Annotated in this window: 25 protein-coding genes; 16 read left to right on the top strand and 9 right to left on the bottom strand. The window is 71.7% G+C overall.

All coding sequences use genetic code 11. The annotated features are described in order from the left end of the window. The first annotated feature begins 217 nt into the window (after window positions 1-217). Window positions 218-1,303: a cytochrome P450 gene (locus ACFKCF_RS24160; RefSeq protein ID WP_394496880.1), complete on the top strand. Its 1,086-nt coding sequence runs from the start codon at window positions 218-220 to the stop codon at window positions 1,301-1,303. 57 nt (window positions 1,304-1,360) lie between these two features. On the opposite strand, the gene ACFKCF_RS24155 is transcribed toward ACFKCF_RS24160, so the two are convergent. Then, window positions 1,361-2,554 carry an MFS transporter gene (locus ACFKCF_RS24155; RefSeq protein WP_394496878.1) on the bottom strand — a complete coding sequence of 398 codons (1,194 nt, stop codon included), beginning with the start codon at window positions 2,552-2,554 and terminating at the stop codon, window positions 1,361-1,363. A 69-nt stretch (window positions 2,555-2,623) separates the two neighbouring features. On the opposite strand from ACFKCF_RS24155, the gene ACFKCF_RS24150 reads away from it, so the two are divergent. Further along, the gene (locus ACFKCF_RS24150) at window positions 2,624-3,106 is read left to right on the top strand and encodes a MarR family winged helix-turn-helix transcriptional regulator (protein WP_394496876.1); all 483 of its coding nucleotides are present in this window, start codon (window positions 2,624-2,626) and stop codon (window positions 3,104-3,106) included. 111 nt (window positions 3,107-3,217) lie between these two features. Here ACFKCF_RS24150 and ACFKCF_RS24145 read toward each other — a convergent pair whose 3' ends face one another. Continuing rightward, entirely contained in the window at window positions 3,218-3,841 is a 624-nt protein-coding gene (locus tag ACFKCF_RS24145) for a TetR/AcrR family transcriptional regulator (RefSeq protein WP_394496874.1), read from the bottom strand. Window positions 3,842-3,904: 63 nt separating this feature from the next. Between ACFKCF_RS24145 and ACFKCF_RS24140 the strand changes: the two genes are divergently transcribed. The 5 genes from ACFKCF_RS24140 (at window position 3,905) to ACFKCF_RS24120 (ending at window position 6,834) form a co-directional block, all read left to right on the top strand. Beyond that, complete coding sequence (locus ACFKCF_RS24140) at window positions 3,905-4,297, top strand: VOC family protein (protein WP_394496872.1); 393 nt, start codon at window positions 3,905-3,907, stop codon at window positions 4,295-4,297. After that, complete coding sequence (locus ACFKCF_RS24135; RefSeq protein ID WP_394496870.1) at window positions 4,294-4,743, top strand: cupin domain-containing protein; 450 nt, start codon at window positions 4,294-4,296, stop codon at window positions 4,741-4,743. Before ACFKCF_RS24140 ends, ACFKCF_RS24135 begins: the two co-directional genes overlap by 4 nt. Window positions 4,744-4,991: 248 nt before the next feature. Beyond that, a complete protein-coding gene (locus tag ACFKCF_RS24130; RefSeq protein WP_394496869.1) occupies window positions 4,992-5,426 on the top strand; it encodes a DUF6294 family protein in 435 nt (144 codons plus the stop codon). Window positions 5,427-5,441: 15 nt separating this feature from the next. Then, window positions 5,442-6,140: a hypothetical protein gene (locus ACFKCF_RS24125; protein ID WP_394496868.1), complete on the top strand. Its 699-nt coding sequence runs from the start codon at window positions 5,442-5,444 to the stop codon at window positions 6,138-6,140. A gap of 124 nt (window positions 6,141-6,264) precedes the next feature. Continuing rightward, entirely contained in the window at window positions 6,265-6,834 is a 570-nt protein-coding gene (locus ACFKCF_RS24120) for a hypothetical protein (protein ID WP_394496866.1), read from the top strand. 207 nt (window positions 6,835-7,041) lie between these two features. Here ACFKCF_RS24120 and ACFKCF_RS24115 read toward each other — a convergent pair whose 3' ends face one another. From ACFKCF_RS24115 to ACFKCF_RS24105, 3 genes are all read right to left on the bottom strand, one after another. After that, window positions 7,042-8,748, bottom strand: a complete 1,707-nt coding sequence (locus ACFKCF_RS24115) for a hypothetical protein (protein WP_394496863.1) — start codon at window positions 8,746-8,748, stop codon at window positions 7,042-7,044. Beyond that, window positions 8,741-9,937, bottom strand: a complete 1,197-nt coding sequence (locus tag ACFKCF_RS24110) for an FAD-dependent monooxygenase (RefSeq protein WP_394496861.1) — start codon at window positions 9,935-9,937, stop codon at window positions 8,741-8,743. The genes ACFKCF_RS24115 and ACFKCF_RS24110 overlap by 8 nt, the downstream gene beginning before the upstream one ends. A gap of 223 nt (window positions 9,938-10,160) precedes the next feature. Further along, window positions 10,161-10,646: a fasciclin domain-containing protein gene (locus ACFKCF_RS24105; RefSeq protein WP_394496859.1), complete on the bottom strand. Its 486-nt coding sequence runs from the start codon at window positions 10,644-10,646 to the stop codon at window positions 10,161-10,163. A gap of 857 nt (window positions 10,647-11,503) precedes the next feature. Here ACFKCF_RS24105 and ACFKCF_RS24100 point away from each other — a divergent pair. Next, on the top strand, window positions 11,504-11,986 hold the full coding sequence (locus ACFKCF_RS24100) for an NUDIX domain-containing protein (protein ID WP_394496857.1): 483 nt from the start codon (window positions 11,504-11,506) through the stop codon (window positions 11,984-11,986). Between the two features lie 108 nt (window positions 11,987-12,094). Next, on the top strand, window positions 12,095-12,910 hold the full coding sequence (locus ACFKCF_RS24095) for an alpha/beta fold hydrolase (protein ID WP_394496855.1): 816 nt from the start codon (window positions 12,095-12,097) through the stop codon (window positions 12,908-12,910). A gap of 9 nt (window positions 12,911-12,919) precedes the next feature. Here the strand turns inward: ACFKCF_RS24095 and ACFKCF_RS24090 are convergent, their stop codons facing one another. Beyond that, window positions 12,920-13,774, bottom strand: coding sequence for a nuclear transport factor 2 family protein (locus tag ACFKCF_RS24090; RefSeq protein ID WP_394496853.1), 855 nt, complete (start codon window positions 13,772-13,774; stop codon window positions 12,920-12,922). A gap of 104 nt (window positions 13,775-13,878) precedes the next feature. On the opposite strand from ACFKCF_RS24090, the gene ACFKCF_RS24085 reads away from it, so the two are divergent. Further along, window positions 13,879-14,529 carry a TetR/AcrR family transcriptional regulator gene (locus ACFKCF_RS24085; RefSeq protein WP_394496850.1) on the top strand — a complete coding sequence of 217 codons (651 nt, stop codon included), beginning with the start codon at window positions 13,879-13,881 and terminating at the stop codon, window positions 14,527-14,529. Window positions 14,530-14,551: 22 nt separating this feature from the next. Here ACFKCF_RS24085 and ACFKCF_RS24080 read toward each other — a convergent pair whose 3' ends face one another. Further along, window positions 14,552-15,100, bottom strand: coding sequence for a TetR family transcriptional regulator (locus tag ACFKCF_RS24080; protein WP_394496848.1), 549 nt, complete (start codon window positions 15,098-15,100; stop codon window positions 14,552-14,554). Between the two features lie 201 nt (window positions 15,101-15,301). Here ACFKCF_RS24080 and ACFKCF_RS24075 point away from each other — a divergent pair, with 201 nt between their 5' ends. The 3 genes from ACFKCF_RS24075 (at window position 15,302) to ACFKCF_RS24065 (ending at window position 18,538) form a co-directional block, all read left to right on the top strand. Then, window positions 15,302-16,516, top strand: coding sequence for a cytochrome P450 (locus ACFKCF_RS24075; RefSeq protein ID WP_394496847.1), 1,215 nt, complete (start codon window positions 15,302-15,304; stop codon window positions 16,514-16,516). Window positions 16,517-16,529: 13 nt separating this feature from the next. After that, window positions 16,530-16,730 carry a 4Fe-4S domain-containing protein gene (locus ACFKCF_RS24070; RefSeq protein WP_364860098.1) on the top strand — a complete coding sequence of 67 codons (201 nt, stop codon included), beginning with the start codon at window positions 16,530-16,532 and terminating at the stop codon, window positions 16,728-16,730. A gap of 335 nt (window positions 16,731-17,065) precedes the next feature. Further along, on the top strand, window positions 17,066-18,538 hold the full coding sequence (locus tag ACFKCF_RS24065) for an SDR family oxidoreductase (protein ID WP_394496845.1): 1,473 nt from the start codon (window positions 17,066-17,068) through the stop codon (window positions 18,536-18,538). A gap of 1 nt (window position 18,539) precedes the next feature. Here ACFKCF_RS24065 and ACFKCF_RS24060 read toward each other — a convergent pair whose 3' ends face one another. Beyond that, complete coding sequence (locus ACFKCF_RS24060; protein WP_394496843.1) at window positions 18,540-18,848, bottom strand: prolyl oligopeptidase family serine peptidase; 309 nt, start codon at window positions 18,846-18,848, stop codon at window positions 18,540-18,542. A gap of 107 nt (window positions 18,849-18,955) precedes the next feature. Then, window positions 18,956-20,410 carry a PucR family transcriptional regulator gene (locus ACFKCF_RS24055; RefSeq protein WP_394496841.1) on the bottom strand — a complete coding sequence of 485 codons (1,455 nt, stop codon included), beginning with the start codon at window positions 20,408-20,410 and terminating at the stop codon, window positions 18,956-18,958. 130 nt (window positions 20,411-20,540) lie between these two features. Between ACFKCF_RS24055 and ACFKCF_RS24050 the strand changes: the two genes are divergently transcribed. From ACFKCF_RS24050 to ACFKCF_RS24040, 3 genes are read left to right on the top strand one after another with little or no spacing between them, the layout of a single operon-like run. Continuing rightward, window positions 20,541-21,407 (top strand): ABC transporter substrate-binding protein, encoded by an 867-nt coding sequence (locus ACFKCF_RS24050; RefSeq protein WP_394496839.1) that lies wholly within the window; start codon window positions 20,541-20,543, stop codon window positions 21,405-21,407. Then, window positions 21,404-22,222 (top strand): amino acid ABC transporter permease, encoded by an 819-nt coding sequence (locus ACFKCF_RS24045; RefSeq protein ID WP_394496837.1) that lies wholly within the window; start codon window positions 21,404-21,406, stop codon window positions 22,220-22,222. The genes ACFKCF_RS24050 and ACFKCF_RS24045 overlap by 4 nt, the downstream gene beginning before the upstream one ends. Continuing rightward, entirely contained in the window at window positions 22,219-22,980 is a 762-nt protein-coding gene (locus tag ACFKCF_RS24040) for an amino acid ABC transporter ATP-binding protein (RefSeq protein ID WP_394496835.1), read from the top strand. Before ACFKCF_RS24045 ends, ACFKCF_RS24040 begins: the two co-directional genes overlap by 4 nt. Window positions 22,981-22,989 lie beyond the last annotated feature (9 nt).

Genomic DNA, 22,989 nt, shown 5'->3' with positions numbered 1-22,989 from the left:
CGGCATTCCGCGGTCACGGCAGCCACGTCCTCGGGTTCGAGCATCCTGCCGAGGACGGAACGCCGCGCCGGCGCCTGCGCCACCACCACGCCGGGGACATCGTGGCCGCCCAGGACGCCTACGACCGGGAGCTCACGAGCGCGTGAACGCCACCGCCCTGGGGGCGCCGGCAGCGATCTGGCAGCGGTTTGCCAGGCCGTACGCGCATCGTGGGCGCATGTCCGTCAAGCAACGTATCTTCGCCCGTCCACCCGCGCCCGGCCCGGTCGAGTTCGATGAGCGGTTCGAGGCGTGGGTGGCCTCCCGGCACGCCGATGTCCGCAGGATCCTCAGCGACCACGGCGCCTTCTCCTCCGATGAACTGACCCACGGCGCACATCCGGCCCCTCACCACGACAATCCCGTGCTGCGCAGCCTTCCGTCGCTGGATCCGCCCCGCCATCACGAGCTGCGCCGCCTGGTGGCCAGGGTCTTCACTCCCCGCGCGGTGTCGGCCCTGCGGCCCTCCATCGCCGAGACCGCCAGGAAGCTGCTGGCCGAGGGGTCCGGTGAGGTGGTGGACGGGTTCGCTTCACCGCTGACGGTCGCCACGCTCGCGGGGCTGCTCGGCATCTCACCAGAACGCGGATCCGACTTCGTCCGCTGGACGGTCACGATTTCCGAGTTCGCCGGCGCCAACGCCGCGGACCCCGTACGGCAGGCGCGCTTCCACCAGGACCTGGCCGAACTACGCAGCTGCCTCCGCGAGGTGGTCGCCAAGCCGAGGGGCGGCATGATCCCGGACCTGGCGGCGGCGCTCGACGAGAGCGAACTGTTCGATCTGGTCACCACGCTCATCGTCATGGGCCACGAGACGACGACCAGGCTGATCTACCACGCGGTCCTGTGCCTGGAACGCTTCCCCGCGGCCCCGACGCCCGGCCTGGTGGAGGAGGTGCTGCGCTACCTGCCGCCGGTGGGCGGCACCGAACGCTTCACCACCACCCGGGTGGACGTGGACGGCGTCACGCTTCCGCCCGGGGCGCGGGTGATGACCTCGATCCGCCGCGCCAACCGGGACCCGGTGGTGTTCGCCGCCCCCGACGCGTTCGACGCCACGCGCGATCCCAACCCGCACCTGTCCTTCGGCACGGGCATCCATGTCTGCCTGGGCCTGCGACTGGCCGCCACCCAGGCGGCCGTCGCGATCCGGGCGCTGCGCGAGGCCTTCCCCGGCCGCTGGCACGTGCCCGAGGACGGCCTGCAGGCCACGATCTCCCCCGTCGGGCTCGACATCCAGCGGATGCGCCTGATCACTCGGTGAACGGCATGCGCCGGCTCACCCCGCCTCCCATCGCGGGGCGCGGCGGAGGGCCAACGGTCACGTGGCTACCCGCTTCGGATGCTCCGGGGTCGCCGCCTGGCCGCGGCGGCGGGGGAAGGTGGCGATCGCGGCCAGGTTCGCGACCGCGACGGCTACGGCGCCGGTCAGCAGCAGCCCCCGCGCACCGGCCAGCCCGGCCAGCGGCGCCGCCATGGCCAGCCCGAACGGCCGCGTCGCGAACGAGATGAGCTGGTCGAACGACCGCACCCGGCCCAGCGCGGCCTCGGGGATCTCCTCGGCGACCACGGTCTCCCACAGCGGGCTGAGCACGCCGAGCCCGAACATCGCCACGAAGTACGCCCCCGCGATCACCCACGCGCTCGCCGGCAGCGCCAGGGCCGCCATCGGCAGCACGTACAGCGCCGCGCCCACCTGCACGGCCACCAGCGGCCGCCGGATGGGCAGCCTCGGCGCCGAGAACACCCCCGCGACCAGCCCCACGGTGCCGCTCTGCACGATCAGCACCCAGCTGGCCTCACCGCCCAGCTCCTTGACCGCCGCCAGCGGGCCGAGCGTGAGGAACAGCCCGGCCATGAAGTGCCACACGCCGTGGGCCAGGACCGCCGCCAGGAACCACGGCCGCCGCCGTACTTCGCCCCATCCCTCTCTCAGGTCCTTGAGGAACGTGGTGTTCTGGGCGCTGGGGCGCTTGGCCGTACGTACTCCGCCCAGGGTGAGCGCCGAGCAGGCGAACAGCGCCGCCGTGAGCAGCGCCGCCCAGCCGGGACCGGCCAGCAGCACCACGCCGCCCGCCAGGGCGGGAGCCAGCACGGCGGCCAGGCTGGTCGCGACGCCGAGCCGGGCGTTCACACGCAGCCGCTCCGGCCCCGGCACCGAGGCCGCCACCAGCCGCGGTCCCGCCGGCAGCCCGAACGCGACCGCGACTCCCGCCAGCACGGCCAGCAGGGCCAGGTGAGGCACGCCGGCGGCACCGGTCAGCAGCTCGATCGCGATGGCGGCCTGCGTCAGGCCGCGCGCCAGGTCGGTGACCAGCGCCAATCGCTCGGGTCTGACCCTGTCGGCCACCACCCCGCCCACCGGCAGGAACACCAGCAGCGGAATCGCCTCACACGCCAGCACCGTGCCGACGGCCCCGGCGTCACTGGTGGCGCGCAGCACGGCGAGGGTGATCGTGGTCGGGATCAACGCGGTGGCCAGGGCGGACACGGCCCGGCCGATCAGCAGTCTCATGGTCCGCCAGAGTATTTCGCCAGCTAATATTTCGTCAACAAAATACTCGTCGGCGTATCGTTGCTCCCTGTGGACTCAGTGGATCGCCATCTCGCCCGCTGGCGGGGCAAGGCGCCGTACGACGAGCGGGTCGAGGCGGTCGTGACGCGGATGCAGTTCCTCGTCAAGCACCTGCGCCAGACGAAGGAGGCGGCGCTGGCGCAGGTGGGGATGCAGGACTTCGAGTTCGAGACGCTGCACCGGCTCGTCGCCCACGGCGGGGCCGCGACGCCGTCCGAGCTGGCGGCCGAGCTGATGCTCTCGCCCGCCGGGATGACCGGGCGGCTGGACACGCTGGAGAAGTCCGGGCTGGTACGGCGGCTGCGCAGCGCGGAGGACCGGCGGCGGGTGGACGTGGAGCTGACCGACAAAGGCCATGAGCTGTGGCTGGAGGCTATGCGGATTCGGGGGGAGGTGGAGGCGGAGATGGTCTATGTGCTGGACGCGCAGGAGCAGGAGACGCTGGACGGGCTGCTCAAACGCCTCCTTGAGCACGTGGAGTCGCACCGCTGACCCACGCTTCTTGAGCCTCTCGTATCGGGCGGCTCGCAACCGTGGTTCTCCTGGGGTGGAGACCACCGCCGCCCACGAGAGCGTCCTGGCGGCGGGAACGGTCCCTGATCGTCAGTGCGGCAGCAGGGCGTGCGCCAGTTGGTCCGCGGCCCAGCTCTCCCACTGCCCTGTCGTCCATCCGCATTCGCGGATCATCACGAGAAACAGGTCCGGAGACAGCAGCCCGACGGTGATGTCGGTGGCTCGCCGTTTGGTCAGGCGGGGCCGCAAGGCGCGCAGCCCGGAGAGGATGGCGACGAACGCCCCGTGCGCGGTCTGCCGCTGCTCGCTGTTGGCCGCCCATTGGGCCGCCATGTCGGCATCGACGGCTGCCGCGTCACGGACGACCGCCAGCACGGGGGCGACCCGATCGAGGATGATGCCGCTCGCGTGGGTCCACCCCCTGACGACCGCCACCGGGTCCCGCTCCGCCTGCAGGGCCGCGAACCAGGGCCGGTCCAGGAGCGGCACGGGCTCGTCGTCTCCGGCGGACGCTGCATCGACCACGTGCTTGAGCAGCTGACTCTTGCTCCCGTAGTGGAAGTACACGGTCTGCACCGACACCTCGGCCGTATCGGCGACCTGCTGGAAGGTCGTCCCGGCATATCCCCGCACCACGAACAGCTCGTACGCCGCCCGCACGATGCGGCCTTTGGTCTGCGCGGAGCGCCCTTTGGGGTTCTTGACGTCAGGCATTGATTTAGAGTACCACTTTATAGTGTCACTCTATAGTCTCACTACAAAAACGAGGAGTGGTTCATGACCGCGCTCAGTGGGTTCCACCACGTCAAGCTCCCCGTCTCCGACATCCACAAGAGTCTGGAGTGGTACAGGCGCGTGCTCGGCCTTGAGGTGGCGATCGAATTCGTCGAGGACGGCACGCTGCGCGGCGCCGCCTTGCGCGACGCCGGCCAGAGCCTCATGCTCGCGCTCCGCGAGGAGCCCGAGCGAGCCGCCGCCCTGAGCGGATTCGACCCGGTCGCGCTCGGCGTGCCGACCCTTCATCTGTTACACGCCTGGTCCGACCGCCTTGAGGCGCTGGGCGTGGCGCACTCCGGGATTGCCGAGGGCAGCGTGGGGTGGCTGATCAGCGGCATCACCGACCCCGACGGCATCGAGATCCGGCTCTACACGTTCCAGGAGCGGCCATGAGCGCGTTGCACCTGCCCGCCGGCTCCGGCACCGTCCATCTGTTCCTCGGCACCACCATGACGGTGAAGGTGGGTGAACGGGAAACCGGCGGGACCCTGACCCTCATGGAGCAGGAGTGCCCGCCCGGCTTCGCCACTCCCCTGCACCTTCACCAACACGACGATGAGGCCTTCTACGTGCTGTCGGGAACCATGCAGGTCTCCTGCGGCGACAGGACGTGGCCGGCCGGCCCCGGTGCCTTCGTCCTGCTGCCCCGCGGGCGGCCCCACGCCTTCGCCAACCGCCAGGACCACCCCCTGCGACTCCTCCAGCTGACCTGGCCGACCGGGTTCGAGCGCTTCGCCGCCGACGTCGCCGCCCTCGGCGCCGGCCCACCCGACCCCGCCCGGCTCACAGAGGTGGCCGCCCGCCACGGCTACCAGATCCTCGAAGAGAACTCTCCGTGAACGAAACCCGCCGGGCCACAGGTGCCGCCACGATCACCTGGCGATCGTCGGCACCCAGATCACCATCTCGGCCGGCATGCAGGTCGCTCGTCGCCGCCATCGGCTGGTACGGGCCTCGTACCGCGCTCAGCAGCCGCTGACTCCGCAGGACCGCGGCGTTCAGAGCCGGACTGGCACCCACGCACGCCCGCAGTCCGCCCCGAGCTCAACCTGATCTCCCCGCAGAAACCCACGGAAAGGAACGTTTCATGAGAAGCGCACGCAGAACGATTGGCACGGCCGTAGCCGCGATCGCCCTCACCCTCGGCCTCGCGTTACCGACCACCGAAAGGGCGAGCGCCGCCACCCTCGACGAGAAGACGTTCACCTGGAACCGCCCCATGAGGGCGGGCGACTGCGAGATCTCCCCCGGCGCGACGTGGACGCTGTACTCGAACGGCACCGCGCGGCTGGACGCCACGGTGTTCAGCGTGGACGGCGATGACGTCTGGCTGATGTGGGCGCGGCTGCTCGATGAGGACCGTGCCGTGCTCGGTGAGATACGGGTGGCCGGAAGTAGCAGCACGAAGTTCGTCAAGAATCTGCCCGTCCAGTTCCGTAGGTACCGCTGGCTCGCCAGTGGCCGGTTCGATTCCGACCTGTTCGACCTGGTCGAGCACGTGTCCCTGAGCAAGCACTGCTGACCCAAGGAGAAGATCATGAAGTACGTCACCTTCGGCACGGCCGCGCTGGCGGCCGCCGGTCTGACCATCGCCTTGGCGCCCGCGTCCACCGCACCGGACCCGGACACCTGCCTGGTCGGCTACGTGTGGCGGGAGGCGCGTCCCACCGACCGGGTCTGTGTGACCCCGAAGGTTCGCGACCGGACCGCGCTGGAGAACCGGCTCAAGTACATGAACTGGATACCGGGCGCGTACGGCCCGCACACCTGTGTGAAGGGGATGGTGTGGCGGGAAGCCTTCGCCGGTGACGACGTCTGTGTCAACCAGAAAAGCCGCAACGAGGCGCTGCGGGACAACGCCGAGGCCGCCGATCGCAGGGTCACGGCCAAGCTGTGGATCACCACATACCGCCTCGGGCCGCAGGACAACGGCGACGGCACCGCCACCACCACCTCGACCGATGACATCGAGCGGCTGAAACTGAACGGCAGCCACTACAACGTCGGCCAGGTGAGACTGTTCATCTACTACAACACCGGCAAGCTCTTCTGGAGCGGCACGGTCAAAGCCGCCCAGAACGGCGCGTACCCCGGTGGCAGCTGGGGCATGCAGACCGGCAAGTTCGACTGCTCGGCCCCGGGCAAGCCCGCCAACGCCTACGCCCGCGCCCAGGACGTCACCTCGGGCCGCTGGTCGCCCAAGGTCGCGGTCCGTGTCGGCTGCGCCGTCTACTGAACCTGTCATTGACGGCCGGCGGCATCGGTCTCGGAAGTCAGATCGCAAGCCGCCCAGTCCGCATGAAAGCAATCCGCCATACAAAGGCGTGCCCCCGCTGGACCACTGGTGCGAGGAGACTCCCGTGCGTCGCGCAACATTCACCGCTCTGATCGGTGCCACGATTCTGGCGGCAGGACTCGTTCCCCTCACGGCGACGCCCGCCAACGCCATGCCCGCCGGATGGTTCCATCTGCGGGGCACCACGAAGGACAAGACTGCTCCCTTCGCCCTTCGCGCCATGGACGTGCAATGGGCCCCCGATGGCAAGATCACTGGATTGGTCCGGTTGAACGCGAGCACGTTCGCCAAGGATTCGCAGCTATGGAAGGTGAGGTTTCCCAGCACCGGAAAAATCGGCGAGGTCAAACTGGAGAACAAACTGACGGGACGGTGCATCCTGTTCGGCGGCGGGCGCATGCAGGACGGCGGGGGCACCGCGGCGGGTCTGGGGCCGTGCAGTAGCAACACCGTCTGGATGGCCATTCCGATGGGCCCCCACAAGTACGCCTTCCGCTCCCGCGCGAACGCCCCGGCGCACCCTATGTGTCTGAGCAAGAGCACGACGGGAAATCCGGAGTTCCTCAGACTCAAGGATTGCAGCGACAACCGCTTCACGCCCGAGATGGTCTGGGAAACGTACACGTCAGGGTAGTGAACGGGGGTCAGGGAGGCGGCGGCGTCCTGTCGCGGAGCCGCGGCCGGCGCGCGGACCACCTCGAGCACGTCGGCGAGCTCTTCCGGCCCGTGCGTCTCGTCGGCGGCGAGAAACTCCGCGACCTCCCCGCCCGGCTTGCCGTCGCTCTCCACCCTGCTCTTCTCGGCCTCGGCCTCGGCCGTCCATTCTCCGTGACGCAGCGGTCTATGCGGAGCACAGGTACGGGCGGGAGAGCGTCAGGGCGATCGCGGTGAGGGCCATCCCGAACAGGACCGGCGCGAGGTGCCACAGATCGACGTACCCGATGGCCAGGTGGGTGACGACGGCGGGCACGAACCCGGCGACGGCCGCTAGCGTCAGCGTCCACCACACCCACGACTCACCGCGCCGCCATCCCCAGGCGCTCAGCAGGGTGATCGCCGCCGCGGCGGCCAGCAGCGCCCCGCCGAACCCGGCCCTGTCGTGGGCGATGAACGGCAGCAGCCGCGTCCCGGCCGCCCGCAACGTGTCCGGCCCGGTTCCGAGGTACTCCAGGTCGCTCGGGACGAAGACGCCGCCGAGACCGACGGCCGACACGGCCACGCCGCCGACGAACAGCCCCATCCCGGTGATCACCATGAGGAGCTGGCCGGTGAGCGCCCGGCGGCGTTCGCGTTCGGGTCCGTCCGGGCGGGAAATCCAGCGAGGGCGCTCCAGGGGCCGCCGGGCCGCGGCCAGGAACATGGGCAGGAGCGCGACGGCCAGCGCCGTGTGCAGCGGCTCCACGTACCCGTGGGTGAAGAGGTAGGGCACGGCGGCGAACCCGACCGCTCCGGAGACCAGGTACGCCTCGCGCGCCCACGGCCATCCGCGGCGCATGCCCCCGGCGGTGAGTCCGATGTAGAGGACGCCGACGGCCACCATGGTGCCCGCCAGCGTGATCCGGTCATGGCGTAGGAAGTGGACCAGGTGGTGGTTGACCGCGTGTAACGCCTCCTGGTCCATGTCGAGGAAGGCGCGGTCGTACCAGAGCAGCACTGGCCCGAGCGCGACCGCCGCGGCCACGAGCCCGGCGACCGCGATGACGGCGCCGGTCACCAGCCCCCACCACCAGGCGGGCCACCGGCGGGGGTCGCGACCGGCGGCCCGCAGGGAGGGGGCTGGCGCGGTGGGGGTCGCCGCCTCCATCACCCGCCCGAACCACCCGGGCCCGGCCTCGATCAGCAGCGCCGGCGTGGCGAGCACGATTGTGGTGGGATCGGCGAGAATACGGGCCGCCGCGCGGACACCAGGCGAAGCGGGCCGCACGATGTCCCCGCCGCACGCCGCGCGGACGGCTGGCGAAGCGGGCCGCACGATGCCCCCACCGCACGCCGACCGTCCCGCCGACGCGCCACGCCCGTGCACGCACTCCCCCACGTGGCGCTCGGATGCGCCCTGCTCCGTGGCGTGCGCTGGGACGGTCTGCGTCACGTCGTGCTTCGGCTGGTGCTGCTTCTCGTCGTCCGTCGACAGGATCGCGTCCACGTGTGCCGCCAGGGCGGCGGCCACGGCCGGGTCCTCCGTGCGGACCAGCAGCGGAACCCGCCTGGCCGCCGCCGCTTCCCGTACCAGCGGCACGTCCGCGAGCCCGACCGGCTCCACCAGGATGAGCCCCGCCCCGAGCGGCGGCAGCGCGCGTACGGCGTCCCGGGCCACCTCCGGCGGCACCGCCGCGCCCAGCCGGCTGTGCACCGCCACCCCGCCCACGGTGCCCGACAGGTGCGCGGGCGGGTGCCGGTGCCGGTGCCCGAGCAGCCGCGCGACCGCGCGACCGCCGCCGGGCAGCGACCCCGTCCAGGCCAGCGTCCGCAGCGCCATCCGCCGCGACCGCCGTACGCCCAGCAGCGCCCCCGCGATCCCCCGCAGCGGCTGGTACGTCCAGTCAGGCATCGCTCCCCGGCCTTCCACCGAGCCCAGGCACCGCTTCGGCACCCCGTTCCGCCGGCTCAGGCGGCGTCCATCCCAGGACGGGATCCATCGACCGCAGCAGCAGACCGGGCGGCACCAGGCGGGCGGCGAGGTTCCGTGACCACGCCGCCGGCCGCCACGCCATCAGGGACGCCGTCCCCAGCCGGGCCGACCGGCGCACGATCGCCTGGGTACGGGGCCGCCGCGCCCGGTCGTACCACGCGAGCGCCGCGTCCACGTCCGGGTCCGAACGCAGGCAGGCGGCCAGCGTGACCGCGTCCTCCAGCGCCGTGCCCGCCCCCTGCCCCAGCGTCGGGTCCATCGCGTGCGCCGCGTCCCCCAGCAGCGCCACCCTCCCCCGTACGTACGTGGCCAGCGGCGGCGTCGTGTACACGTCGTGCCGGAGCACGGCGCCCTCGGGAACGGCCGCCAGCATCTCGGGCACGGGATCGGGCCAGCCGCCGAACCTGCGCATGAGCCCGGCGTACGCGTCCTCCTCACCGCCTTGGGGCACCCGGGCCGCCGCGAAGCAGTAGAACCGCCCGCCCGGCAGCGCGGCGAACCCGATGCGCTCCCCTCGCCCCCAGAACAGCGCCCCTTCGGCGCCTCGCCCGCCCAGCGGCTCGGTCACCATCCGCCACGCCGTGCACCCGGCATACCGGGGCGCCCTCGCCTCCGGCCACCCCTGCCCCCGCATCCGGCTGCGGATCCCGTCGGCTCCCACCACCAGATCCGCTCGCACCTGCCCGATCTGATGCTCGACCATCGACCCGTCGCCGTCCGCCCGGACGGCCCGGACCTCGATGCCTGGTCGCAGCACGTGCGACGGCAGGGCGGCCACGAGCAGCCGTACCAGCTCGGCCCGGTGCACCATGAGCAGCGGCCAGCCGTGCCGCCGCGCGACGTCGGCGTTGTCCGTCCTGGACAGCCATCGCCCGGCCCGGTCCCGCACCCCGCCCACGGTCTCCACCCCGGCGATCGCCCGTACCTGCTCGGCCAGGCCCAACGCGGCGAGGGCACGCGTGGCGTTCGGCCAGAGCGCCAGCCCCGCCCCGATCTCACCGAACTCGCCGGCCCGCTCCAGCACCGTCACCTGCCACCCGATCCGGTGCAGCGCGACCGCCGCCGCCAGCCCTCCGATCCCCCCGCCGACCACGACCGCAGCAGGCACGACCCGCACCCCCGACATCCCTTTTGAGCGACTGCTTAATCAGACCATAGACCGATTTAAGCGATCGCTCAACCGCCTCGATGGGCGCACCGCCTGGGGCTCGCACGCATCGGCAGCCCGCGCGGCACCCGGGCGCGACCGGGCGGGTGCCTCGATGGGCTGTGGTGGGAGCCGGCGGGGAGCGCGGCCGTGGTGACCGCGCTCCCCGATAGGTCAGATCCCGTCAGTGGGGCAGCAGGATCTTGTCGACGATGTAGACGGTGGCGTTGCTCGTCATCACGCCGCCGCAGACGATCTTGGCGTCGTTGACGGTGAGGTTGTCCCCGGAGCCCTTCACGGTCAGGGAGCCGCCCTGCATGGTCTTGAGCGTGGCGCCCTCGACCAGGTCGGACGGCGCCTTCTTACCCGTCACCACGTGGTAGGACAGCAGCTTGGTCAGCGCTTCCTTGTTGGCCATCAGCTTGTCCTGGGCCTCCTTCGGGATCGCGTCGAACGCCTTGTTGTCCGGCGCGAACACCGTGATGTCCGTGGCGGAGTCCAGCTTCTCCTCGAGCCCGGCCTTCTTCACCGCCTCCGACAGCTTGGAGAGCTCGGAGAGCTGGGAGAGGGCGGTGCCGACCGGCTGGTCCGAGACCTCGGCCAGGTTGCCCTCGATCGCGGAGCAACCGGGTCCGGACGGGCTGACGGTGGCGGTCGGCGAGGGCGACATTTCCGGAGGAGAGGGCGACATCTCTGGCGAAGACGGCGACATCTCCGGGGTTGAGGGCGACATCTCCGGCATGGAGGTTGTTTCCTCCGGCGACGGCACCGGCGTACGCGTGTGGACAGCTGCGCCGGCGGTACCAGTGGCACCGGCGGCCAGCGCCAGCGCCGCCGCGAGAAGCACTCGTTTCACTGTGATCCCCCCGAGTTCGGAGTGCCGAGGCGGGCGAACCCGCCACGGCTCGAACGCAGCCCCGGGCTCGCACCCCGGCTGCCTCTCCAGTGTGGGCAGCCATTGAGAACACGGGAGTTACATTTAGCCCAAAATGCCACAAAAGCCGTACACCACAACTTTTGCCCGCCGTATCTCCACACAGGTTTCGAACCCGCCGGGCCCCACCCACCCGGGCCCGGCGGCCCTTGAGTCTCTTTAAGAAGCGGGTCCGGCCCCAGGCGGTCAGCCACCCGCCCTTGACACTGAGGAATTGGGGCGTTCGTCGAGCCGGAGCCGCAGCTCGGGGTGAATGTCGCGGAGACGGAAACGATGAGTGCGCCAGTGCTTCGGCGACGCCTGGTTCGCGGAGCCGACGGACCCGGCGCGGCGCGACGCCGTCGCCGTCGTCCGGCGCGGGCAGGCCGGCGGCGGGTTCCACGACCACCTGCCCGCCGAGGTGCTCGCGTCCTCCCCCGGCGCCCTGATGCTGTCGTTGCCGGAGAGTCAATGCCGGGACGGGGGCGGCCACCGCGATCCTGATCGGGGAAAGGGCGCCCCGAGCGCGCGGCCGGCGTGGCGGCCGGGCCGGCGCGCTGAGAGACGGCCCGGCGCTACCGGGATCTCGGGGGCGCAACGGGTAGCGTGGACGGATGAGCAAGTCGTTCCTGGAGCCGGCGGAGTGGTATGCGACGCTTCCGGCCTTCTACGCCTCGGCGTGCGTGCTGCTCACCGATGCCGAGGACCGGGTCCTCATGGTCAAGCCCAACTACCGGCCCTACTGGGCGATCCCCGGCGGCATCATGGAGGCCGACGAGCACCCCCACGAGTGCGCCGTCCGCGAGGTCGACGAGGAGCTCGGGCTGCGCGTGGCGGTGACCGGGCTCCTGGTGGTCGACTGGGTGCTGCCGATGGGCGACAGGCCGCAGAGCATGGTCAACTTCGTGTTCGACGGCGGCACCGTCACGGACCCGGGCCAGATCGTCCTGCAGGTCTCGGAGCTCGACGACTTCGGCTTCTTTCCCTGGGACGAGGCGGCGCGACTGCTCCCCGCCACCACCACCGCCCGCATCCCGGCGGCACGGCAGGCGCGCAAGGACGCCCGCACCGTCTACCTCCCCTTCACCCCTCACTAGCCCCCTCGGTACGTCCAGACGCCCGGTATCCCGTTTCGCGCGCCCACCAAACCTAGAGTTCCTAGGAAGTAGGCTAATATTCCTAGGAACGACCGAAAGGGGATCATCATGGCCACGCTGGACGCACCAGGCGCCAGGCTTTACTACGAGGTCAGCGGCGGCGGACCCGCGCTCCTGCTGCTGCCGGGCGGCGGCGGTGACGCGGCGATCTTCGACGCACTGGCCGGCCCGCTCGCCGAGCACTTCACGCTCATCGCCCTCGACCCGCGCGGCTACTCGCGCAGCCGGCTCGACGGCCCGGCCGTGGACCAGCGGGTCGAGGTGCAGAGCGAGGACGCCCGCCGGCTGCTCGACGCCGTCACCCCCGACCGGCCCGCCTACGTCTTCGGCGGCAGCAGCGGCGCCATCGTCGGCCTCGACCTGCTCGCCCGGCACCCCGAGCGGGTGCGCCGCCTGGTCGCCCACGAGCCGCCGTGCTTCGCCGTCCTCCCCGACGCCCCCGCGCAGCTGGCCTTCGTCGAGGAGGTTCACCGGCTCTTCCGCGAGGAGGGGCTCGCGGCCGCGTCCGCCCGGTTCATGGAGGGCATCGGCGGCACCCTCCGCCCGCTGCCGGACCCGGCCTCGCTGCCGCCCCGGGCCGCCGAGATGATGACCCGGCTGATGAACAACGCGCCGATCATGATGGAGCATGAGTTGCGGCAGTTCACGTCCTATGTCCCCGACCTGGACGCGCTCGGCCGCGTCGCCGACCGGCTGGTCCTGGCCGCCGGGCGCGAGACCAGGGGCCATCTGCCGTACCGGCCCGCCGCGGTGCTGGCGGAGCGGCTCGGGCTCGGGCTGGACGAGTTCCCGGGCGGGCACAGCTTCACCGACGCCCCCGAGGAGTTCGCCAAGCAGCTGATCGAGGCGCTCACCGCCCCCTGACCGGAGCCCTCAGGCGCCGGCCACCTCGCGCATCAGCTCGGCCGAGACCATGGGGTTGCCGTAGTCGCGCGAGTGCACGATGAGCCCGTCCCGCACCGTCACGATCATGACGTACGTGGAGGCGAACGGCCTGCCGGTGGCCGTGACGGACCCGTGCAGGGTGAACTCGGCCACCACCACGTCCGGGTCCGCGGTCTCCAGCAGGTTGACCCCGTCCGCGCGGTCGAATCGCCACAGCCCCTTCACCGCCGCGACCCGGGCGCGCAGGAGGTCGCTGCCGACCGAGCGCGTGGGCACGCCCGGCGGGGCGAACGGGATCTCGATGACCACGTCCGGCGCGTACAGGGCGAGCATCGCGTCGTGGTCACCGGCCGCCGAGGCCTCGATCAGCCGCGCGGCGACCTCCTTGGCGCTCCCGGGCCGTGCGGGCGCGAGCACGGCCGCCAGCTCGGGCAGCATGCCGGCGGCCTCGGCGGCGCCCACGGCGTTGGGATAGTCGAGGTAGGAGACCACGGCGCCGTCGCGGACGCGGATGACGCCGAGGGAGGAGGCGAACCGGAACGGCGCGCCGCCGGCGCTTCCCTCCGGCTCGAACTCGACGACGACCACCTCCGGGTCGGTGGTCTCGTAGACGGTGGCATGGACGTCGTCGAAGCTCAGCAGCCGCGCGATCCCGCCGGAGGCGCCCTGTTTCATGTGCTCACGGATGACGTGTACGCCTTCGAACCGGCGCGGCCGCCCCGGCATGCCGAACCGCAGCTCATAGACGCCGTCGTCGGCGAACACGTCGGTGAAGGCCTCGGCGTCCTTGCTCGCCAGGGCCTGGCGCAGGTGCTCGACGATCGCCTGAAGGTTCTCGGACACGGGTGAATCCCCTCGGAGAGACGGAATAGAATCGGAACGCACGCCCCGTTTCATGTTCGGACGATACGGAACGCGCGCCCCGTTTGTCTAGAAGGGAGCCATCGATGACGCCGGACAAGCCGCTGCGCGCCGACGCCCGCCGCAACCGCGCCCGGGTGCTGCAAGCGGCCGAGGCCGCGTTCTCGGCGGAGGGCATGGCGGTGCCGCTGGACGAGATCGCCCGGCGCGCGGGCGTCGGCGCCGGCACGATCTACCGGCACTTCCCGTCCAAGGAGGCGCTGTTCGAGGCCGTGATCCACGAGCGGATCGGGCAGTTCGCCGACGATGCCCGCACGCTCTCGGCGGCCGAGCGGCCCGGCGAGGAGTTCTTCGCGCTCCTGGGCCGGATGATCGATCAGGCGATGCTCAACAAGGCGCTGTGCGACGCCCTGGAGGCCGCCGGATCGCCGGTCAAGTCTTCCGACGGTGTACAGCGCGACGTGTGGGAGTCCTTGGGCTCCCTGCTCGGCGCCGCCCAGCGCGCCGGCACCGTCCGCGCCGACGTCGACGTCTCCGACCTGCGGGCCCTGCTGGCGGGGGCGCTCGCCATGGAGCGCCACGCCCGCGCCCACGGCCGCAACAGCGACAGCGACCGCGCCCACGCCCACGCCCACGCCCGCAACAGCGACGGCGACGGCGACGGCGACGGCGACGGCGACCGCCCCGCCGGCCGGTTGGCCGAGCTCCTGCTGGACGCCCTGCTCCCCCGCCCCTGACCGCCCGCGAGCACCGGACCGATCAGGGCTCCAGGCCCTTGCGGAGCAGCAGCCACGCGCGGTCGGCGGTCTCGCGCCGGAGGCCAGCCGGTATCTTGGCGAGCAGGCCCGCGATCATGCCCAGGGCCGTCACCAGGTCCTCGGCGGTGACGTGCTCGCGTACGCGGCCGGCCTCCCGCGCCCGCGCCAGCGGGCCCTCCAGCAGCGCCTCCACCTGGTAGCGCAGGCGCATGATGCGCGGATCGGTGGCGCTGACCATCGCGATGAACGCCGTCGAGGCGATGGCCTGCTCGGTCGTCAGCGCCAGCACGTCGTCGAGCGTGGCGGCCGGGTCGGTGGCCAGCTCCTCCAGCGCCCTGATGCCGTCGTCGAACACGGCCAGCGCGAGGCTCACGCGGTCGGGGAAGTGCCGGTAGAGGCTGCCCTGGCCGACGCCGGCCGCCCGCGCGATCGAGGTGAGGGGCGCGTCGAAGCCGTCGGTGGCGAACAAATCTCGGGCCGCCGCGATCAGCGCCGCGCGGTTCTCGGCGGCGGCGCTGGGGCCTCTGTTGGGTCGACGCGTGTTGGCCATAGCAGTACGGTAGCAACCGGACGACGTCGTCCGGTATTCCGGTCGTAATCGACCCCGCCCACTCGACACATGCCGGGGGTGGGGCTACGGTTACAACCGGACGATGCAGTCCGGTTACCGCCGCAGCTCACCCCCACGGCCTGACCTCGCATCGCCAGAGCGCGACGTCGCTGTTTCCGTACCCCTTTGAGGAGATACCGCATGACGCAGAGCGAGCAGGTCCTGAACTATCCGATCCCGAGCGAGGCGGCGCTGGAGCCGCCCGCCGAGTGGGCGGAGCTGCGGGGGAAGTGCCCGGTCGCGCGGGTCACGCTCCCCAGCGGCGACGAGGCCACGCTGCTCACCCGGTACGAGGACGTCAAGCAGGTGCTGGCCGACCCGCGCTTCACCCGCCTGCTGAACGCGCCCGACGCGGCCCGGCTGTCGGCCAACGACGACGGCGGGCTGTTCAGCAGCGAGATGGCGGCGGTCATCCCGGACAGCGGCGAGCCGCACCAGCGGTGGCGGCGCCTGGTCGGCAAGTACTTCACCGCCAAGCGCATGGCCGCCCTGCGCCCCGTCATGGCACAGATGGCCGAGCAGCTCATCGACGACATGGTCGAGCGCGGCGCCCCCGGCGACCTCAAGGCCTCCCTTGGCTTCCCGCTGCCCGTGTACGTGATCTGTGACCTGCTCGGCGTGCCCGCGTCCGACCGGGACCGCTTCGCCCACTGGTCGGACAGCCTGCTCAACCTGACCAAGTTCACCCAGGCGGAGACCGACGCCTCGCTGGCCGAGTTCATCCAGTACATGTCCGAGCACGTGGCCGCCAAGCGGGTGACGCCGGGCGACGACCTGCTCAGCGAGCTGATCGAGGCGAGCGCCGCCGAGGGCGAGGGCCTGTCGGACGTCGAGCTGCTGGCCACCGGGATGGGGCTGCTCGTGGCCGGCCACGAGACCACCGCCAACATGATCGGCAAGATGGTGGGGATGCTGCTGTCCGACCGCACCCGCTGGGAGCGGCTGCTGGCCGACCCCTCGCTGGTGCGCACGGCGGTGGAGGAGGTGCTGCGCTTCGACGCCAACTCCGGCTTCGGCCTGCCCCGCTACCTGAAGGAGGAGACCGAGGTCAGCGGCACGGTGCTGCCCCGCGGCACGACCGTGATCTGCAGCATGGCCGCCGCCAACCGCGACGAGAGCGTCTTCGACGCGGCCGCCGAGATGGACCTGACCCGCAGCCCGAACCCGCACCTGGCCTTCGGCTCCGGCTCCCACTCCTGCCTCGGCCAGTCCCTGGCCCGTACCGAGCTGCAGGTCGTGCTGGAGGTGCTGCTGCGCAAGCTGCCCACCCTGGAGCTGGCGGTGCCGGTGGAGGAGCTGCACCGGGTCGAGGGCCTCGTGGTCGGCGGCCTGCGCCAGGTCCCGGTCCGCTGGTGAGGAGGAGAATCGGATGAAGATCGTCGTGGACGAGGCCAAGTGCTGCGGCGCGGGCCAGTGTGTGCTGATCGCCCCGGACGTGTTCGACCAGAACGAGGACGACGGCATCGTCATCCTGCTGGAGGCCGAGCCCGCCGCGGACCGGCACGCCGCCGTACGTGAGGCGGCCGCCGTCTGCCCTGCGGCCGCCATCCAGGTGGACGAGGACGCCTGAGCCCTGACCGCGCCGGCCCCGGGCGGGCGCGGTCAGAGGGGTTTGGAGCCGTCGGGCTTTGAGTGTGCATGAAGGTGCACGATGTGGGTCTGGTTACGTCATCGCCACAGTGCGGATTCGACCGCGGGTGCGCGAGTGCCCATCACGCGGGCGTGCCCGCTCGGCCGCCATCCAGCGTCGTCTGAGCGTGCTGGCCGACCGGCTGCAGCGGCAGCGGGCCGATCAGCAGGCCGGGCGGCGGTCCACGGCAAAGCCATCTTTACGCCGATTTCCGATTCGCCGCGACGCCGGATGGAACGGGCATTAGAGGGTCACCGGCAGTGGAGGGCACGGAGATGGCGCGTTGCCTGGTCACCGGGGCCACCGGCTACATCGGCGGCCGGTTGGTCCCCGAGCTGCTCGCGGCCGGGCATGAGGTCCGCTGCATGGCGCGCTCGCCCGGCAGGCTGCGGGATCTGCCGTGGGTGGCGCGGACGGAGGTGGTCGCGGCCGACGCCACCGATCCCGGACGGACGCGGGCGGCCCTGGACGGCGTCGACGTGGCCTACTACCTGATCCACGCGATGGGCGGGTCAGGGCAGTTCGCCGCGAACGACCGCAGGGCGGCCCGGACCTTCGCGGCGGCGGCCGAGGAGGCCGGGGTGCGCCGCATCGTCTACCTCGGCGGGCTGGTTCCGGGCGAGCGGCTCTCGCCGCATCTGCGGTCCAGGACCGAGGTGGGTGAGATCTTCCTCGGGTCGGGCGTGCCCGCGGTGGTGCTGCGGGCCGCGGTGATCATCGGCTCGGGTTCGGCGTCCTTCGAGATGCTGCGCCACCTCACCGAACGGCTGCCGGTCATGACGACGCCTCGCTGGGTGCGGAGCCGTACGCAGCCCATCGCCGTACGGGACGTGCTGCGGTATCTCACCGCCTGGGCGGAGGTGCCCTGCGAGGTCAACCGCGGGTTCGACATCGGCGGCCCGGACGTGCTGACCTATGGCGACATGATGCAGGGGTACGCGTCCGTGGCCGGCCTGCCCCACCGGTTGATCATTCCGGTGCGGGTGCTCACCCCGAGGTTGTCGAGCCTGTGGGTGGGCCTGGTCACCCCGGTCCCCTCGGGGATCGCGCGGCCGCTGGTCGAGTCGCTGCGCAACGAGGCGGTGTGCGGCGAGCACGACATCGTCCGGTACGTGCCCGACTCCGAGGAGGGGCTGATCGGTTTCCGCGAGGCCGTGTCGCTGGCCCTCAAGAAGATCAAGGAGGCCGACGTGGCCACCCGCTGGTCGTCGGCCTCCACGCCGGGCGCCCCGAGCGATCCGCTGCCCACCGACCCCGACTGGGCGGGCGGCAGCCTGTACACCGACTGCCGTGTCATCCGGGTGGCCGCGGGCCCGGAGGCGTTGTGGCAGGTGATCGAGGGCATCGGCGGGCGTAACGGCTGGTACTCCCTGCCGGTCGCGTGGTGCCTGCGTGGCCTGCTGGACAGGTTGTCCGGCGGTGTGGGACTGCGCCGCGGGCGGCGTGACGAGCACCGGCTGCGAGTGGGGGACGCCGTCGACTTCTGGCGAGTGGAGGAGGTGCTGCCCGGCCGCCTGCTGCGCCTGCGCGCCGAGATGCGGCTGCCTGGCCTGGCCTGGCTGGAGCTCGGCGTCTCCAGTTCCGACGGCCGCACCTACTACCGTCAGCGGGCGATCTTCCACCCGCGCGGCCTGCTCGGCCACCTCTACTGGTGGGCGATCTCTCCCTTCCACGGCCTGGTCTTCGGGCGCATGCCCGTCAACGTGGCGGCCGCGGCACGGGCTCGCCAGCGGATCATGTCCGGGTAGCTCACCCTAAGAACCCGGAGATGAGGTCCATGTCGAGCGGGGTCGGCTTGAGGCGGTAGCCCTCGGGCGGGACGATGAGCAGGTCGAAGTCCTTGTCCGCGGCCAGGAGCCGATCGGCCGGCCGCAGCGTGTGCTGCGGCGAGACGTTGTCGTCCATGCCGCCGTGGATCAGGAGCGACTCGCCTTCCAGCAGGGCCCTGCCGTCGATCCACCTCGGCCGCACCTGCCCGCCCGGGATCAGGCCCTGCCGGTGGGCCCCATGCAGCCGTTCGGCGTTCTGATAGACCGAGGCGTCGATCGTGCCGCTCATGCGTGTCCTTTCTCGTCAGGCCGGGGCTTGGCGCCGCCGTCCCTTTGGTGTGCGCATGACGATGGCCGCCGCCGCTGATCCGCCGCTGACACGGCGCTGTCACGGCGTCAGTCCATGAGACCGAGCTGGCGGCCGGCCCGCAGCGCCAGCCAGACCTCGGCGAACGCGGCGGTGGACGTCAGGTCGCGGCCCGTCAGCTCGGCGAACCTGCGCAGGCGGTAGGCCAGGGTGTTGGGATGGATGTGCAGCGCGGCCGCGGCGTCCTCGGTGCGCCGGTCGCGCTCCATCCAGGTCCGCACGGACGTCAGGAGCTGCGACCCGTGCGCGGAGTCGTAGGCGAGCGCCTGGCCGAGCACGTTCTCGACCAGCGCGGTGAGCGCCCAGGGGTCGTCGGGCAGCCACCGGCCGGTGGTGTCGTCGCCGTAGTGGATCAGCGCGCGCCCCGACTCGGCCGCCGTGGAGGCCGCCCAGACCGCCTCCCGCTTGGGGATCTGCATGGACTCCCCCGGCGGGAAAGACCTGCTCATGCCCGCCGCGACGCCCGGCAGCGCGGCGATCGCCGGGCCGAGGGCGGGCGAGCCGAGCACGTAGCGGTCGTCGCCCCGGCGGAGCATCAGGTGCGGCTCGTCGTCGAGCGCCCGGTGGATGGCCTCGTCGGGCACGTTCCTGATCACGGCGAGGGCCAGCTCCGCGTCCACGGGGATGCCCAGCCTGACCAGGCGCCGCCGCGCCGCGGCCGGATCGAGGACGTCCTGGAGCAGCTCGGACAGGGTCTCGGCGCCCTGGCGGCGCAGCGTCTCGCGCTCGTTGCGGGCCATGGCCACCTGCAGGGCGGCCACCGTGGCGATGTGCTGCACCACGGCCAGCCCGGCGGGCCTGGCCCCCTGACGCTCGAAGGCGACGAGGAAGCCCGCCGGGCCTCCCGGAGCGGGGACGGGCAGGACGAAACCACCCGGAATGGTGGGCGGCGCCTCCGGCTCGGAAGGCAGCACCGCGACGTCGGGCACCGGCACCCCCGGCAGCAGCGGCCGCCCCTGCGGGGTGCACAGATAGACCTCGTAGCCGGACAGCCGCTCCAGCCGCTTGAACAGCGTCGCGCTGTCGAGATCCTCGGCCGCCAGCCAGCGCAGCGCCCCGAACACCTGCAGCTGCGCGCCCAGGCGCTGCCTGGCGTCCTCCTGCACGGCCGCGGCCACCTCCTGGGCGATCGCGATGAACGGCACGGCCAGCGGCACCTCGAGCACGGGCATCCCCCGCTCCTCGGCGGCCTGGATGAACGCGTCGTGCAGCGGCGGCACGTGCAGCTGCGCCGACAGGGCGAGCGCGGACACGCCCGCGTCGTCGAGCCGTTCGAGGTAGGCGCGCTGCTTGGCGGCCTGGCGCGGGATCGCGATTCCCGTCGTCATGATGACCTCCGCGCCGAGCAGCCAGGGCGTGGGGTCGTCGAGCTCGCTGACGTGCGCCCACGACACCGACCGTCCCAGCCCGGCCTCACCGGCCAGGAGCCGCAGCTGGAGGGCGGGAGAGCGCAGCAGGTCCTCCACGGACACCTTTGTGGTCACCCACAAAGGATATGGCGGGCCTTCAGTGCTGCCCCGATTGAAGGTTGGGGGTGCGGCATCCACACTCTGTAGTCATTCGCCCCTGTTCGGGAAGGCACGGCTGCACATGAGAAGAGCACTTGCCATCACTATGCTCACCGGATTGACCCTCACCGGCTGCGCCGCGCCCGAGGAGACCACCACGGCGGCGCCCAAGACCGAGATCGCGGCGGGCGCGAAGGACGAGGCGGTCGCCAAGCTGCTCCCGGCCGACCTCCGGCAGGCCGGCAAGGTGCGGGTGGCCTCCGGCGTCTCCTTCCCGCCCATGGAGTTCTTCGACACCGACAACAAGACCGTGCTCGGGTTCGACGCCGACCTGGGCAAGGCGCTCGGCGAGGTGCTGGGCGTGGAGTTCGCCTTCGAGAACGTCAGCTTCGACGGCATCATCGGCGGCCTCAACGCGGGCCGCTACGACCTCGGCCTGACCAGCATGCTCGACAAGAAGGAACGCCAGCAGCAGGTGGACTTCGTCGACTACCTCAAGTCCGGGTCGGCGCTCATGGTGTCCAAGGGCAACCCGCAGGGCGTCAAGGAGACCCTCGACATGTGCGGCAAGAAGGTCGCGGTCGAGAAGGCCGCGACCGGCGACCTGCTCGTGGACGACGTCACGAAGAAGTGCGCCGGGGCCGGCAAACCGGCCGTGGAGAAGGTCCCCTTCCCCGATCAGGCGAGCGCCGTGCAGGCCCTGCAGTCCAAGCGGGCCGACATGGTCGCCGCGCTCGACCTGACCCTGGCCTACAGCGTGAAGCAGGCTCCGCAGCAGTTCGAGGTCGCGGTGAGCGCGATCGACCCGCTGCCCGTCGGCATCCCGGTCCCGAAGAGCAAGCCGCAGTTGCGTGACGCCGTCCAGGCCGCGCTGAAGAAGGTCATCGAGAACGGGACCTACGACCAGCTCCTGGCCAAGTGGAACCTGCAGGCGCAGGCGTTCAAGGACGCCGCGATCAACGCGGGCTCATGACGGAGCCGATCGTGCCGCTGCGGCGGCCCGGCCGGTGGGTGGCCGCCGCGGTGCTCGCGGTGCTGGCCGCGATGGCGGTCAACTTCGTGCTGACCACCCCGGCGCTCCGGCTCGACCTGGTGGCCGGCTACCTCTTCGAGCGGTCGATCATGCGCGGGCTGCTGCTCACGGTCGAGCTGACGGCGCTGGCCATGCTGGCGGGCGCCGCACTCGGCACCGCGCTGGCGATCATGCGGCTGTCGGACAATCCGCTGCTGCGCCGGGTCGCCGCCGCCTACGTCTGGCTCTTCCGCGGCACGCCCATCCTGGTCCAGCTGCTGTTCTGGTTCTTCCTGGGCGCCGTGATGCCGCGGATCAGCCTCGGCGTCCCCTTCGGCCCCGAATTCTTCTCCGCGCCGGTCAACGCGCTGATCACCCCGTTCACCGCGGCCGTCCTCGGCCTCGGGCTGAACGAGGCGGCGTACATGGCCGAGATCGTCAGGGCGGGCATCGGCTCGGTCGACCACGGGCAGCGGGAGGCCGCCGAGGCGCTGGGCATGCGGCCCGCGCTGGTCTACCGGCGCGTCATCCTGCCCCAGGCGGCCCGGGTGATCGTGCCGCCGACCGCCAACGAGACGATCTCGATGCTCAAGCTCACCTCCCTGGTGCTGGTCATCGGCCTGCCTGACCTGCTGACCAGCGCCCAGCTCATCTACGGGCGCAACTTCCAGCAGATCCCGCTGCTGATCGTCGCCAGCCTCTGGTACCTCGTCCTGACCACGCTGCTGACCCTGGCCCAGTCCCGGCTCGAACGACGGTTCGGAGGCCGATCGTGAACGAACTGCTCGTCGCGAGAGGCGTGCGCAAGAGCTTCGGCAAGGTCGAGGTGCTCAAGGGCATCGACCTGACGGTCCACGCCGGACAGGTGGTGTGCCTGCTCGGCCCGTCGGGCTCGGGCAAGTCGACCTTCCTGCGCTGCGTCAACCACCTCGAACGGCTCGACGCCGGGGAGATCTGGGTCGACGGCCACCTGGTCGGCTACCGCCGCTCGGGCGGGAAGAAGTACGAGATGCGCCCGCGCGAGGTGGCCGACCAGCGGCGGGACATCGGCATGGTGTTCCAGCGCTTCAACCTCTTCCCGCACCGCACCGCGCTCGAGAACGTCATGGAGGCGCCCACGCACGTGCTCGGCCGGCCCCGCGAGGCCGTCCGGCAGGAGGCGCTCGACCTGCTGCGGCGGGTCGGCCTGGAGGAGCGGGCCGGCCACCACCCCGCCCAGCTGTCCGGCGGCCAGCAGCAGCGCGTCGCGATCGCCCGGGCCCTGGCGATGAAGCCCAAGCTGATGCTGTTCGACGAGCCGACCAGCGCGCTCGACCCCGAGCTCGTCGGCGAGGTCCTCGACGTGATGAAGGACCTGGCCGGAGCGGGCATGACGATGGTCGTGGTGACGCACGAGATCGGGTTCGCCCGCGAGGTGGCCGACCAGGTCGTCTTCATGGACGACGGGCTGGTCGTCGAGGCGGGACCGGCCGCCGAGCTGATCGCCCGGCCCCGGCACGAGCGGACCAGGGCCTTCCTGGCCAAGGTCCTGTAGACGAGAGGA

This window comes from Nonomuraea sp. JJY05 (genome assembly GCF_043496855.1).
Lineage (GTDB): Bacteria > Actinomycetota > Actinomycetes > Streptosporangiales > Streptosporangiaceae > Nonomuraea.
The sequence above is the reverse complement of the archived record's forward strand: the minus strand, read 5'-3'. Positions and strand labels throughout refer to the sequence as shown.